The organism is Gracilibacillus thailandensis (assembly GCF_010994055.1).
GTDB classification, from domain to species: domain Bacteria; phylum Bacillota; class Bacilli; order Bacillales; family Amphibacillaceae; genus Gracilibacillus; species Gracilibacillus lacisalsi.
In genome coordinates, this window is record NZ_WJID01000091.1 from 1 (window position 1) to 15053 (window position 15053).

13 protein-coding genes and 1 tRNA gene are annotated in these 15053 nt (G+C 37.2%); 13 read left to right on the forward strand and 1 reads right to left on the reverse strand.

All coding sequences use genetic code 11. From position 1 onward, the window contains the following. Positions 1-236 precede the first annotated feature (236 nt). From GH715_RS19635 to GH715_RS19665, 7 genes are all read left to right on the forward strand, one after another. Positions 237-1805, forward strand: coding sequence for a putative polysaccharide biosynthesis protein (locus tag GH715_RS19635; protein WP_153836930.1), 1569 nt, complete (start codon positions 237-239; stop codon positions 1803-1805). Between the two features lie 11 nt (positions 1806-1816). Then, positions 1817-3274 (forward strand): bifunctional methyltransferase/pyrophosphohydrolase YabN, encoded by a 1458-nt coding sequence (gene yabN, locus GH715_RS19640; protein ID WP_153836929.1) that lies wholly within the window; start codon positions 1817-1819, stop codon positions 3272-3274. A gap of 24 nt (positions 3275-3298) precedes the next feature. Further along, positions 3299-3559 (forward strand): RNA-binding S4 domain-containing protein, encoded by a 261-nt coding sequence (locus tag GH715_RS19645; protein ID WP_153836928.1) that lies wholly within the window; start codon positions 3299-3301, stop codon positions 3557-3559. Positions 3560-3629: 70 nt separating this feature from the next. Then, positions 3630-3929 carry a sporulation protein YabP gene (yabP, locus tag GH715_RS19650; protein ID WP_018934276.1) on the forward strand — a complete coding sequence of 100 codons (300 nt, stop codon included), beginning with the start codon at positions 3630-3632 and terminating at the stop codon, positions 3927-3929. Further along, positions 3926-4489, forward strand: a complete 564-nt coding sequence (yabQ, locus tag GH715_RS19655) for a spore cortex biosynthesis protein YabQ (protein ID WP_153836927.1) — start codon at positions 3926-3928, stop codon at positions 4487-4489. Before yabP ends, yabQ begins: the two co-directional genes overlap by 4 nt. A 27-nt stretch (positions 4490-4516) precedes the next feature. Continuing rightward, entirely contained in the window at positions 4517-4894 is a 378-nt protein-coding gene (locus GH715_RS19660) for an FtsB family cell division protein (protein WP_153836926.1), read from the forward strand. Positions 4895-4967: 73 nt separating this feature from the next. After that, on the forward strand, positions 4968-5378 hold the full coding sequence (locus GH715_RS19665) for a S1 domain-containing RNA-binding protein (RefSeq protein ID WP_018934273.1): 411 nt from the start codon (positions 4968-4970) through the stop codon (positions 5376-5378). An 828-nt stretch (positions 5379-6206) separates the two neighbouring features. On the opposite strand, the gene GH715_RS19670 is transcribed toward GH715_RS19665, so the two are convergent. After that, positions 6207-6280 (reverse strand) — tRNA-Met (locus GH715_RS19670). A 279-nt stretch (positions 6281-6559) separates the two neighbouring features. Between GH715_RS19670 and spoIIE the strand changes: the two genes are divergently transcribed. The 6 genes from spoIIE (at position 6560) to ftsH (ending at position 14908) form a co-directional block, all read left to right on the forward strand. Next, the gene (gene spoIIE / locus GH715_RS19675) at positions 6560-9016 is read left to right on the forward strand and encodes a stage II sporulation protein E (protein WP_153836925.1); all 2457 of its coding nucleotides are present in this window, start codon (positions 6560-6562) and stop codon (positions 9014-9016) included. A gap of 83 nt (positions 9017-9099) precedes the next feature. After that, positions 9100-9834 (forward strand): vWA domain-containing protein, encoded by a 735-nt coding sequence (locus GH715_RS19680; protein WP_153836924.1) that lies wholly within the window; start codon positions 9100-9102, stop codon positions 9832-9834. Continuing rightward, positions 9806-10750: a serine/threonine protein kinase gene (locus tag GH715_RS19685; RefSeq protein ID WP_153836923.1), complete on the forward strand. Its 945-nt coding sequence runs from the start codon at positions 9806-9808 to the stop codon at positions 10748-10750. Before GH715_RS19680 ends, GH715_RS19685 begins: the two co-directional genes overlap by 29 nt. Before the next feature lie 66 nt (positions 10751-10816). Continuing rightward, positions 10817-12226, forward strand: a complete 1410-nt coding sequence (tilS, locus tag GH715_RS19690; RefSeq protein WP_163578783.1) for a tRNA lysidine(34) synthetase TilS — start codon at positions 10817-10819, stop codon at positions 12224-12226. Between the two features lie 11 nt (positions 12227-12237). Then, a complete protein-coding gene (gene hpt, locus GH715_RS19695; RefSeq protein WP_153836921.1) occupies positions 12238-12783 on the forward strand; it encodes a hypoxanthine phosphoribosyltransferase in 546 nt (181 codons plus the stop codon). 97 nt (positions 12784-12880) lie between these two features. Then, positions 12881-14908: an ATP-dependent zinc metalloprotease FtsH gene (ftsH, locus tag GH715_RS19700; protein ID WP_153836920.1), complete on the forward strand. Its 2028-nt coding sequence runs from the start codon at positions 12881-12883 to the stop codon at positions 14906-14908. Positions 14909-15053: the final 145 nt, after the last annotated feature.

Sequence of the window (15053 nt, forward strand, 5' to 3'; positions counted from 1 at the left end):
CGAGCCCACGGAAAGCGCAGTATTCTGCCGGAGCGTATATGAGCACTCATCATTAAGCAGAATGGGAGAAAGCCTATATCGACTGCGAATCAGATAACAGTGCATGATTTGGTTTTTCTTTGTTACTAAAGATTGAAGCGATATGTGAATTGGGGAATGATCGACTGTTTTTTCATCTAGATGTTACGTGTCTGTGTTATAATGGCAAGGAATTTAGAAAATGAAGGAAGAACAAGATGAGTAATGATAAACAAAACAATCAAGTTTATAGAGGTGCTTTTGCACTCCTTTTAGCAGGTATACTAAGCAAAGTGATCAGCGCCTTTTATCGGATACCATTACAAAATTTAACCGGTGATATTGGCTTCTATACTTATCAGCAAGTATACCCGATTTTAGGGATCGCCTTCATGTTAGCCTTATATGGCTTCCCTGCCGCAATCTCTAAGTTTTTAGCCGTGAATGGAAAAGAACAACACCACCAAAAGATGTACATATCGATTTTTACGGTGATGATGGGCTTTGCAATATTTCTTTTTCTTACGCTCTTCTTATTAAGCCCTGTTCTTGCTAACTGGATGGGGGATCATCTGTTAACCGATCCACTCCGCCACGTTTCTTGGGTGTTTTTGTTTATACCTTTTGTTGCCCTATTTAGAGGGATTACCCAATCAGATGAATGGATGGAACCGACTGCTTATTCGCAAATGATCGAACAGTTATTACGCGCTACTATCATTATTGTTACGGCAATACTGATTTATCAAGGGCACCTACACGTATACAAAATCGCGGATGGAGCAATGATAGCAAGTATTATCGCATTGAGTATATCTTTTATTTTCATTTATTTATATACAAAAAAAAATAGCACGTGGAATGACGGCCATTCATCGCGAAGTATACCCATTAGTAACTTAATCTCCCCGGTCATTGTTGCTGGACTTATCATCAGTATGAATCATATGTTGTTATTGCTTATGCAGCTAGCTGATGCATTTACAATGGTTCCAGGGCTACTTACATTTGGTGAAACATTAAGAGAGGCTACAGCGACAAAGGGAGTTTTTGATAGAGGACAACCATTATTACAACTAGTAACCGTTGTTGGATCATCATTTGCAATGGCATTGGTTCCACAAGTAACGAAAATAAACTGGCAAATTAGTAGAGAAGAAACCATCGAAAAGCTTCGATTAACAACGAAATATTGTATATTACTTTCCGTGGGAGCTACAGTAGGTTTGTTTACATTATTTCCTGAAGTGAATCAGTTATTGTTTCAAAATCAACTAGGTACTTCTAGTTTGCGAATATTAACGCTTTCTTTATTATTTACTTCTTTAACAGTAACGACCGCCTCTACTTTGCAAGGATTTGGGTATATGAAGTGGACGGCAATTATCCTTTTTTTAGGATTATGGGTTAAAATGGTGCTGAACTACTTCCTTATTCCTTTATGGGGGGTGGACGGAGCTGCTATAGCAACTGTTAGTACCGTAATCATTATATGTATGACGAACTTTTTGTTGCTTCGCTCGGTATTAAACGGAGACCGATTATTTGTGATCCCTTGGATAAAGGTAATAATAGCGAGTTTAGTGATGGCGATTGCGTTAACTATTTTAAAACAGACCGCCTTCTATTTTATTTCTTTCGAGAATCGAATAGCTCTATTCCTTTTTGTAATAGGGAGTGTAATAATCGGCTTTATCGTCTATGCTATTGTTGTTGTTAAGTGGCGTATTTTAACGAGGAATGAGCTTGCACCGCTCCCACTATTAAATAGATGGAAGAAAGGATAGGATATAAGAACATGAAACCTTTTATCGAAATTATTGGTCTTGGTGGAGGAGATATCAATCAGCTCCCATTGGGAATATATCGAAAACTCACAAGTGAACAACAAGTATGTTATGTAAGGACGCTCGATCATCCGGTAATTCAGGCATTACAAGAAGAATCGGTAGATTTTCATTCGTTTGATGATATCTATGAAAAGCATGATCATTTTGATGCAGTGTACCATGAAATTGCTAGGACATTACTAGATACGGCTAACGAGAAGGGGAACATTGTTTATGCAGTGCCAGGTCATCCAATGCTTGCTGAGCAAACCGTACAGTTATTAATACAAAGTCAAGAGGTGGAGATAGAGATTGTAGGTGGCCAAAGTTTCTTAGATGATTTATTTTCTGCATTAAAAATAGATCCGATCGAAGGATTTCAATTTGTAGATGCGACCTCATTCAGTCGTCATCACCTGCAATTTGAACAACACCTTGTTTTTTGCCAAGTATATGATGCTTTTATTGCATCAGAGGTGAAGCTAACTTTGTTGGAAGACTTACCAGCAGATTATCCAATTTATTTAGTGGAAGCAGTTGGTAGTAAAGAAGAGTCTATTCAAGAAATCCCGTTAGTCGAGTTAGATCAGCAAATGCAGCTAAGCAACTTAACAAGTGTCTACATCCCGCCGATAGACAAAGAAAAACTTCATCACCAATTTTATCGTTTGAAAGAAGTGATTGCAGCTTTAAGAGGACCTGGAGGGTGTCCATGGGATCAAAAGCAAACACATGAAACATTAAAAAAATATTTAATTGAAGAAGCTTACGAAGTGATCGAAGCAATAGATAATGAAGATGATGAAGCATTGGCAGAAGAACTTGGTGATGTACTGCTGCAAATCATGTTACATAGTCAAATTGGAGAAGAAGCAGGATTTTTCACCATTGATGACGTAATATATAGTATCACAGAAAAAATGATTCGACGTCACCCTCATGTCTTTGGTGAATTAGAGGTTGAAGATGAAACAGAAGTAATCAAAAATTGGGAAGCTATCAAAAAAGAAGAAAAGAGACAACAGCAGCAATCGATTTTATCTGAATTGAACAAAGGGTTACCAGCAACATTACTAGCAGAAGAAATCCAAAAAAAAGCAGCGAAAGTAGGTTTTGATTGGAGTGAACCAGATTCGATTTGGGCAAAGGTTTGTGAAGAGTTAGAAGAATTTAAAAATGCAGGAGAATATGAAAGTTTCGATGCGCAAGAAAAAGAATTCGGAGATATACTATTTGCAATGATCAACTTAGGAAGATATTATAAAATTAATCCAGAAATAGCTTTAATGCGGACCAATCAAAAATTTATACATCGTTTTCAATTCGTAGAGCAAAAGGTAAAGGGAAGTGAACGTGCTTGGGAGTCTTTCACATTAAATGAATTGGACCAATTTTGGGAAGAGGCAAAGCGTCTTGAAAGCGAATGACAATGTAGAGGAAGGGAATTATCGATGCGACTGGATAAATTTTTAAAAGTTTCTCGTTTAATTAAACGAAGGACCCTAGCAAAGGAAATTGCAGACCAAGGTAGAATTCTTATCAATGGTAATGTTGCGAAAGCTGCTACTAATGTAGCGGTGGGTGATGAAATGAAGATTCAATTTGGTCAAAAACTATTAACCATACAAATTGATGATTTAAGAGAAACGGTCAAAAAAGATGAAGCAAGTAATTTATATACGATTAAACATGAGGAATATATCAATCAATAGTGTTCTATGAAGTTCTAAACTTGTCCCTTTATTCATATATTAGTGATGGATAAAAGGGAGGGAAAAACTAATGAATTACTATGATAAAAAAACGATGCCAGCACCGCAAATGGAACACCATGTAAAAATGACCAACCGTCGTCTCTTGGAGATAGATGGAGTCAAGGAAGTTGATAGCTTTGATAGTGAAGAGTTTCTACTGCAAACCGTTATGGGTTATCTAGTTATTCGTGGAGATAATTTACAAATGAAAAACCTCGATGTAGAATCCGGCCATGTTTCCATTAAGGGTAAGATTTATGAATTATCTTATTTGGACGAGCAACATGGGGAGAAGGCTAAAGGTTTGTTTAGCAAGCTATTCAAATGACATTAAGTACACAATTTATCACAATCATAGCAATGGTGATATCTGGTGTCTATCTTGGTGCTAGTTATCATACGTTCAAACGGCTGGAACGATTGTGGACCTCAAGCATACTATGGAAATATGTGTTGGAGATTCTCTTTTGGATTATACAAGCAGCGATTCTCTATTTTATTTTGTTTTTAGTCAATGAAGGAATTTTAAGACTCTATATATTTTTGGCAGTGCTATGTGGTTATGCGATGTTCAAAAGCCTTTTCGAACAGGTTTTTGGACGCATTGTAGATACGTTAATTCGAATTGTACTTCGTATTTATCGTTTCCTATACCGAATAATAGAAATTTCTGTTGTAAAGCCTATCGTATTTATCGTATCATTAATAGTAGTATGTATTAGCAAAGTATTTATCGCTTTATATTCATTGCTAATATTGTTATTAAAAGTATTGGGCTGGCCGGTAAAGGTGATTTTTTCTATCTTACAGCCAATATTACCAAAAAATGCAAAAAAATATTTGCATCCTTTTTACCGATTTTATAGTAAAATAAGAAGAAAAGAATAATTTCCACAAGGGAGGCACTGGTGAATTATGGCTAAACGAAACAAGGTATCTCGTATCAATGACGCCTATATTGAACAATACGACGCTCAAGTAAAACGTCAAAAACGTAGAAAAAAGAAATTATATCGTAGATTAATGTTATTTGGCATAATTGTCTCCGTCACCATGGTTAGCCTCATTACTTTTCATATTAATCAACGTATGAAATATCAGGATATGCAACAGGAATATACGGAGCTTTCCGAAGAATTAACTACTCTTCAAAACGAAGAAGAAAAACTGACTGAAGAAATAGAGCTTTTAAATGATGAAGAATATTTGTTGCAAATTGCAAAAACGAATTATTTCTTTACGGAAGAAGGAGAGATCGTCTTTAAATTGCCAGAAGAGGATCCATCTTATTGACACCGTTTTAATTGCTTGGCTATAATATAGTTGTAGTATATTTTTTTAAAATTTAAGGAGGAGCAATTTTTTTATGTCAATCGAAGTAGGCAGCAAGTTGCAGGGAAAGGTAACAGGAATCACTAATTTTGGAGCGTTTATTGAATTGCCTGGAGGAAAAACAGGTCTAGTTCATATTAGTGAAGTTGCCGATAATTATGTAAAAGACATTAATGAACACTTAACTGTCGGTGATGAAGTAACAGTTAAGGTTCTTAATGTGGAAGATGATGGTAAAATCGGTTTGTCTATTAAAAAAGCAAAAGACAATCCACCGCCATCTAATCGTCGCAAAAATCAAGGAAATCCAAAAAATAACCGCGAAAGAGGCGAATCATTTGAGCAAAAAATGAATCGTTTCTTAAAAGATTCTGAAGATCGCTTAGCGACTCTCAAAAAGCATACAGAATCAAAACGCGGAGGACGAGGGGCGAGAAAAGGCTAAAACTTGCTGTCTATGTAACGTAAAGAAGACGGATGTGACTCGTAATTATATATTATAAAGAAAAAGCTATCGATCAAATGATCGGTAGCTTTTTCAGTGTAAAGGGTAAGTCTATAGAATGGAGGTACTGGTTTAACTATAGAATCCTTTGCGAATAAACATATTAACACAAATACATAAAACTATCTCGAGGATCTACGCTGTCCAACCTCCCATAGAGAGTGCACCGAATACCGCTCCGGCAGAATACTGCGCTTTCCGTGGGCGGTTTTTAGCTAACTTTGCAAAGAAAATCACTTTGCAAAGTGGATCTTCAGCTCTCGTGAGTCCCACAGGAGTCTCCGTATTCTGCCTCCGCTATTTTTGTTCTCTGATTATAGACAGAAATGAACTCATGGAATTAAATTTTTCTGTTTTATTACAGTGCTAATTGGCTGGGAATGCCCCTTTTCCATAGACGTACCCTATGCTACATATGGTGAAGGAAACGACTGGTTTATTTCGGATAAGTGTTGTGGAGCATAGCTTAACGAAGGCCGCCCACTTCCACTCCTGTGGGAATTGTTTGACCTGAAGATCCACTTTATCGAGCGGTTTTTGCTCGAAAAAGTTAGCTGAAGGGCAAACCCCACGGAAAAGGAAGTGGGCAGCTGGAGTGGTAATTATCATCACGATATATTTCAAAATTATGCTTTAGATTACCGCATCACATTACTTTGAACAAACAGAATTTTCATTACTTCGCAGTATATATCTACATCGAATCAAATAGAGTTGTATTAGTTTATATAAAAAAGACTTAGGCATTTGCCTAAGTCTTATGCTTTATAGCGGCGGAGGGAATCGAACCCCCGACCTCACGGGTATGAACCGTACGCTCTAGCCAGCTGAGCTACACCGCCATGATATAAAAATAGGATTGTCTTATTCGAAAGACACAAAAAATATAATACAACAGCTTTACCTATCTGTCAACAAACAACTTCAAATTTCTTATTATCTTTTCTGTATCAACACGGTCTGTCAAAAATATTGAAAGAAATCAAAGGAAAGGTAAGAAGAAAATGTCGTTTGGTTCTTTATATAAAGAATAGCGTCGAACTTTTTAGAACGGCATCTTCCTTGTTTTGACAAAATATCGAGAGGAGATGTGATTTAATGTGGACAGAGGAGTGATATAAATGAACACATATACGGATAATAAACCAAAATCTTTTTTTTCTAGTTCTCATCCGATGATGAGTAACTTACGTCAAAAGATCGGTCAACATTGGACAAGCTTATTGTTTGAGAAAGGTTTGCTTATTTGTATTATCGGTTTTTTATTAGGAAGAGCTGTCATTTTATCGACACTTTCACCATTTGTCATTGCCTTTGTTGCGGCAGTCTGGTTTTTACGTCGGGACAAAGTACTTCCCCTTATTACATTCTCATTAATAGGAGCTTTTACATACGGTCTGTCACATAGCTTCTATATATTTTTATCTATTTCTATCTTAATAGTCCTCTCCTTTTTTATCTATCAATCGAAATCGGTCGAGAGGATCTTACCGTTTTTCGTCTTTTTTGCAGCAAGTATTCCTAGAATCAGTACCTATGCGATGACAACGAAGCTAACATATCTGGAGTGGGTCATCGCTCTTGTTGAGGGAATATTGGCAGCTGTTCTATTACTAATCTTTATGCAAAGTATTCCATTATTATCACCAAAACGATATAAACCAATCTTAAAAAATGAAGAAATTGTTTGTTTTATCATTTTATTAGCTTCGGTACTAACAGGAGTAATTGGTGTAGAAATCTATGATGCGCAAATGGAACAAGTTTTAGCGCGATATTTAGTATTACTTCTTGCATTGGTTGGTGGTGCTGCAATTGGTTCCACTGTTGGGGTTGTAGCAGGGTTAATATTAAGTCTTGCCAGCATCGCCAATATGTTTCAAATGAGCTTATTAGCTTTCTCAGGCCTATTAGGTGGGTTACTGAAAGAAGGAAGAAAGCTGGCTGTCAGTTTAGGGTTATTAATTAGTACGTTGTTAATCAGTTTATATGGCGAATCCTTTGATTATCTGGCAATAGCATTAATGGAATCAGCGTTAGCGATATTATTGTTTTTAATAACACCGAGCAAATTGATTAAACAGATTGCTAAATATATACCTGGAACGGTTGAACATACCAATGAGCAAGAGCAATATTTGCAAAAGGTTCGAAACGTTACTGCCCACCGGGTCGAGCGATTCTCTAATGTCTTTAAAGCTTTGTCTCGCAGCTTTCAAACAGAATCCAACCAATGGCAGGAACAGGATCTAGAAGTGGACTACTATTTAAGTAATGTCACGGAAAAAACTTGTCAAACATGCTTTAAAAAAGAAACCTGTTGGGTACAACAATTTGATAAAACATACGATTTAATGCGAGATGTCAAAGATCAATTGGAGACAGATAACCAATTGAATAATATAACGAACAGACAGTTTGAAAATCACTGTATTAAATCTCGTAAAGTAATTGATACCATGCAGCAAGAACTATCCTTTTTTGAAGCAAATAAACAACTGAAGAAACAAGTGTTAGAAAGTAGACGTTTTGTCGCAGATCAATTAAGTGGTGTATCAGAAGTCATGGAGAATTTCGCTAATGAGATTCTTAAAGAAAAGGAAAACCATGAGCAACAGGAAATTGAAATAGTTGCGGCGTTAAAACATGTAGGGATTGAACTAGAAAAACTAGATATTTATAGCTTGGAGAAAGGAAACATCGATATTGAAATGGTGATTGCGTTCCAGCAATACCATGGGGAAGCTGCCAAACTGATTGCACCTATTCTCTCTGATATTTTGGATGAAACGATCATTGTCGTTACGGAAGATCTGTCTCCTCTAGCAAAAGGGCATAGCTTTTTCACCTTTGGTTCTGCCAGGAAATTTGTCATTAATACTGGGGTAGCACACGCAGCCAAAGGAGGAGGATTAATATCAGGGGATTGTTATAAATCAATGGAGCTTGGTGCCGGAAAATATGCTTTAGCTATAAGTGACGGGATGGGAAATGGAGACAGAGCACATGAGGAAAGTACCGAAACATTACGGTTATTACAACAAATCTTAGAATCTGGTTTGCACGAGCAGGTAGCAATTAAATCGATTAACTCCATCTTAGCACTTAGAACAAATGAAGAGATTTATGCAACATTAGATTTGGCAATGGTAGACCTCCACCATGCAGTCGTTCGCTTTTTGAAAGTAGGTTCTACTCCTAGCTTTATTATGCGAAGTGATGCTGTAGAGAAGATAGAGGCTAGTAACCTTCCAATTGGGATTATTCAGGAGGTAGAAGTTGATGTTGTCAGTGCACAATTAAAAGCAGGCGATTTCTTAATCATGATGAGTGATGGGATATTTGAAGGTCCGAAAGAGATAGAGAATGTTGATCTATGGTTGAAGCGAAAACTGCTGGAGATGGAAACGAAAGAGCCTCAAGAAATCGCTGATTTATTACTAGAAGAGGTGATTCGAACTCAAAGTGGTGAAATTGAAGATGATATGACGGTATTGGTAGCTCAAATAACAGAAAATCAACCAGAATGGGCACCTATTCGTTCTTTTCGGCAATTTGAAAGAGAGGACATTAGCTAATGAACAGCAGGTCAAACGTATAATTTCCCCCATTATTGGCGAACCTTACTAATAATCAATGACCAATAATAGGAGGAAAATGTATGAAAACGGGGACACTTAAACAAATTCTTTTAATTACGGATGGTTGCTCGAACCAAGGAGAAGATCCAGCATTAGTAGCTAGTTTAGTAGCCGAACAAGGCATTACGGTTAATGTCATTGGCATATTAGAAGATGATCATACAGAACAACCAGAGGGATTGGAAGAAGTAGAAGAAATCTCTGAAAACGGCCAAGGGGTTAGTCAAATTGTTTATCAGGATGCCTTAGCACAGACCGTTCAAACTGTGACCAAACAAGCGATGACGGAAACGTTGCAAGGAGTTGTGAATAATGAATTAAAGCAAATCTTAGGTAGTGAAAAAACAATGGAAGAATTACCTCCAGATCAGCGTGGCGAGGTAATGGAAGTAGTGGACGAACTAGGAGAGACTTGTGATTTAGAGGTATTAGTACTCGTTGATACAAGTGCTAGTATGACCAATAAACTACCAACTGTTCAAGAAGCTCTTATTGATCTTTCCATTAGTATGAATGCAAGAATTGGGCGAAGCCGTTTTGCTGTATATCAATTCCCGGGACGGAAGAAGCCGATTCAACAATTAGTAGATTGGACATCGAAACTAGATTCCATTACTTCTATTTTTGCCAAAATATCAAGCGGTGGTATTACACCGACTGGGCCTGCTTTAAAAGAAGCCATGTATCAATTTGGTAAGAAGACGTTACGAAGGAGATTTGCGCGCGATGATTACACAGACATCGAAGAAGCCTGATATTCAGTTAAGAAAAGGACAAATTGTCAAAGGTAAATGGCACCGTCATCATTACCATGTCGTAAAAAAACTGGGTAGTGGTGCGATAGGGTCTGTTTATCTTTGTGTACACGAAAACAAACAAGTAGCACTGAAAATCAGTAAACAAAGTGCTTCTGTGAGTTCTGAAGTAAACGTATTGAAGTCCTTCCAAGCGGTTCAAGGTTATCACCTTGGACCTTCTTTGATAGATGTGGATGATTATCAGGCTCATAATGGTTTTACCTATTCTTTTTATGTAATGGAATATATATCTGGTGAATCGTTACATGATTTTATGCGGCGAAATGGGCATGAATGGTTAGTATCTCTTTTGATCAAATTTGCTAATGATTTACACGTATTACATCAGCAAGGCTATGTATTTGGTGATTTAAAGATAGAAAATTTAATTGTATCACGTAAGCCCGTTCAATTAAGATGGGTTGATGTTGGTGGGACAACCTTACAGGGTAGAGCAATTAAAGAGTATACTGAATTCTATGATCGTGCGTATTGGCAATGCGGTTCACGTAAAGCTGACCCGGGCTACGATCTCTTTGCGTTAGCAATGGTGATTTTGCGTGTCTATTATCCAAATGGTTTTACAAAAGGAACTAATCCTAAAAAAACGTTACAACAGAAAATCAATCAGGCAGTGACAATCGAACCATTGAGAAAACTATTACTGATGCTCATTAATAATTCTATAACTGAGGCAGAACAGATAAAAGATTATTTGTTAAATTATTTTATTCATCAGAAGTCAAAACGAGATAAGAGAAGACAGCATCAAAAAGCAAAAAGCTCTCATGAAGCATTATATCCTTTTCTTGAAATAGGTAGTATATTAACTATTGGAGGTGCCTGTTATCTTTATGTTACATTTTTTATGTGATAAAAAGATTTTATCATTCATATTATGTTAAAATAATGTAAACAAGATTGGATGGGGTGGTGGTGTTTGAGTAAAACAACCCTTTATGATAAATTAACGCCATTTATGAAGAGACATCAATTATTACATAAGCATGCCAAGGTATTAGTAGGTGTTTCAGGTGGTGCAGATTCCTTGCTATTACTACACTATTTAGTAAGCTTGCAGAAACATTGGGATGTGCAAGTTACGGTAATTTCCATCGATCATGGTTTGCGTGGGGAAGAGTCTGCGGCAGATGTTCAATACGTTGAACAGATTTGTGAGCAATTAGGCGTCCCATTTATAGGGAAGGCAGTAGATGTGAACAGGAGAAAAGCAATACATAAAGAAGGGACACAGTTAGCGGCCCGTACTTTGCGTTATCAGGTATTTGAACAGGTTATGAAGGAAACAGGTTCTGACTTTTTGGCTTTGGCACATCATGGTGATGACCAGGTAGAAACCGTATTAATGCGAATGGTACGTCAGTCAAATCCTGCTGCTTTAACTGGTATCCCAGTAAAAAGAAAATTTGCAAATGGATACATCGTTAGGCCTTTATTATGTTTATCTAAAAATGAAATTTATCAATATTGTCGAGAGTTTGAGATCGTACCTAGGGAGGATCCTTCGAACCAATCTATCGATTATACACGCAATTTTTTCCGGTTGCATGTTTTACCGTTGCTCAAGCAACAAGACCGTCACGTTCATCTTCATGTACAGGAAATGACAGAGCGTATGACGGAGGACGAGGAATTTCTTCAAGCACAAACGAAAGCAATGTGGCATGAAGTCGTAACATGTGAAAAAGACTCGGTATTTTTTAATATTGAAGCTTTTCGATCTTACCCGATAGCTTTACAAAGACGAGCCTTTCATCTAATATTAAACTATCTTTATCAAGAAGTACCAACAGATTTATCTACACAACATGAAAAAGCTTTTTTTGCATTATTAGATCAAGAAAAGAGTAATGTTACTTTAGATTTCCCAAAATCCTTAAAGGTAACGAAAAATTACCAAGAATTGCGTTTCCACTTTCTCTCCCAAGTCGAAAAGAAATGGAAAGACCACCAATTCATAAAGGTTCCCGGTGAAATGCTACTACCGAATGGCGCCATTCTGACAGCCACATATACCTCTGGAGATATTCAGGAAGATAATAATTATACTTTACATATCCCGATTGAATGTGAATCATTATTACCACTTAGTATGAGAGTGAGAATGCCAGGGGACCGTATCAAAGTGAAAGGATTAAACGGTCGGAAGAAAGTAAAAGATATATTTATTGATGAGAAAATCCCGGTTTATTTAAGAGATAGCTGGCCGCTCATCTTTGGTGCAGATGGATCTTTGCTTTGGATTGTTGGTTTAAGGAAAGCGGAACTAGTTCATGAAGGTTCTGTTGGTAAATATATTTCATTAACATATATGGATTCAAATGAATAGGAGGCAGCAAGATGCATGATGAGATAAAGGAAATATTAATTTCCGAAGAGCAAATACAAGCGAAATGTCAAGAGCTTGGTGAGCAGTTAACCAAAGAATATGAAGGAAGGTTTCCGTTAGCGATTGGTGTGTTGAAAGGCGCATTACCTTTTATGTCGGATATTTTACGTTCGATTGACACACACCTAGAAATGGATTTTATGGATGTTTCAAGTTACGGGAATGAAATGCGTTCCTCTGGTGAAGTTAAAATCGTGAAAGATTTAGACACAAAGGTAGAGGGTCGTGATATTTTAATTATTGAAGACATCATTGATAGTGGTCTTACATTAAGTTATTTAGTTGATTTATTTAAGTATCGTCAGGCAAATTCAATTAAAATTGTCACATTATTAGATAAACCTGAAGGAAGAACTGTTGATATTAAAGCAGATGTGGTAGGTTTTGAAGTGCCAAATGAATTTGTGGTGGGTTATGGACTAGATTATCAAGAGAAATATCGAAACTTACCATATATCGGTATTTTAAAGCCAGAAGTTTATGGTGGAGAAGAATAATTAAAATCAAACAAGGGTCAGTTGTAATTAGTTGTCATAAAGTCTTGCAATATGATACTATTTACTATAGTTTTCTCGTTTCGGGAGGAGGTAGGCAATGAATCGGATTATACGTAATGTGATCCTCTATTTCGTAATCTTTTTAGTTGTGATAGGGATCATATCAGTATTCAGCAGCCAAAACAACCAGGCTGAAGAATTAAAAGTAAACGAATTTATGCAAGCATTGGAAAATAACCAAATCAAAGAAATGGAAATGCGCCCTTCCAATGGTGTAATACGTGTGGTAGGGGAATTAGAGCAAGATGATAAACCCTTTATGACTAATATCCTAGATACTCCTGGTATCGTTGAACAGGTTGAAGATACCGCTAAAGATCAAGGGATATTAACAATTGAGGAAGAGGAACAACCGAGTGGATGGGTTACGTTCTTAACGACCATGATTCCATTTGTTATTATATTCATTTTGTTTTTCTTCTTACTTAACCAGGCTCAAGGCGGTGGTAGCCGTGTGATGAACTTTGGTAAGAGTAAGGCGAAAATGTACAATGAAGAGAAGAAAAAAGTTCGCTTCAGAGATGTTGCTGGTGCGGATGAAGAGAAGCAGGAATTAGTAGAAGTAGTTGACTTCTTAAAAGATCCACGTAAATTCTCTGCTATTGGTGCAAAAATACCAAAAGGGGTTTTACTAGTAGGACCTCCTGGTACAGGTAAAACATTACTTGCTAGAGCCGTTGCAGGTGAAGCAGGAGTTCCGTTCTTCTCTATAAGTGGTTCGGATTTCGTGGAGATGTTTGTGGGTGTAGGTGCATCCCGTGTACGTGATTTATTTGAAAATGCGAAGAAAAATGCACCATGTATCATCTTTATTGACGAGATTGATGCAGTAGGTCGTCAACGTGGTGCTGGTGTAGGTGGGGGTCACGATGAACGTGAACAAACCTTAAACCAATTACTCGTTGAAATGGATGGTTTCGGTGAGAATGAAGGAATTATCATTATCGCTGCAACTAACAGACCAGATATTTTAGACCCTGCGTTATTACGTCCAGGACGTTTTGACCGTCAAATTACCGTAGATCGTCCAGACTTAAAAGGTCGTCAAGACGTATTAGGTGTTCACGCACGTAATAAACCATTAGCAGAAGATGTTGATTTGAAGACAATCGCTATGCGTACACCAGGATTTTCAGGTGCAGACCTTGAAAACCTCTTAAATGAAGCAGCACTTGTTGCAGCACGACATGATAAAGAGAAAATCGATATGGAATCAGTAGATGAAGCAATTGACCGTGTCATCGCTGGACCTGCTAAGAAAAGTAGGGTTATTTCAGAAAAAGAACGCAATATTGTTGCTTATCATGAAAGTGGACATACGATTATTGGTATGGTGCTAGATGATGCAGATATGGTACACAAGGTAACGATTGTACCTCGTGGTCAAGCAGGTGGTTATGCTGTAATGCTTCCACGCGAAGATCGCTATTTTATGACGAAACCAGAATTGTTTGATAAGATTACCGGGTTATTAGGTGGTCGTGTAGCCGAAGAAATCATCTTTGGCGAAGTAAGTACTGGTGCTCATAATGATTTCCAGCGTGCAACTGGAATCGCTCGTAAGATGGTTATGGAATACGGTATGAGTGATAAGATTGGACCTCTCCAATTTGGCAGTGGTGGAGGGCAAGTTTTCTTAGGTCGCGATATGCAAAATGAGCAAAACTACAGTGATGCGATTGCATATGAAATCGATCAGGAAATCCAAAACTTCATTCAAGAATGTTATAACAGAGCAAAACAAATTCTCACAGAAAATCGTGACAAGTTAGAGCTTGTAGCGAAGACTCTATTAGAGGTTGAGACATTAGATGCTGGTCAGATTAAAGGCCTGTTTGAAGATGGAAAACTTCCAGATCCTGTAGTTTCTGAACAAGATGGTAAAGAAAAACCATCATCTGCAACAGAAACGGAGGATACAAAGGAAGATGATAACAAGTCATCTGACTTTAAAGTAAACATTCAACCAAAAGAAGAAGAAGAAAGCTATTTTGACCAGGATTCAAAAAGCTATTTCGACCAAGACAAATCAACTGAAGAGTCTGACGATAAAGATAAACAATAAAACGAAAAGCAGTTCCTAAAAAGGAACTGCTTTTTTACGCTTCAAGAAACAGAATACACAAACTGCGCAGTAACTGAACATAGATTTGTTCTCCTCCCGTACTCGAACTGCATTAAGAGATAATTTTGAAATATGTCGTGATGAT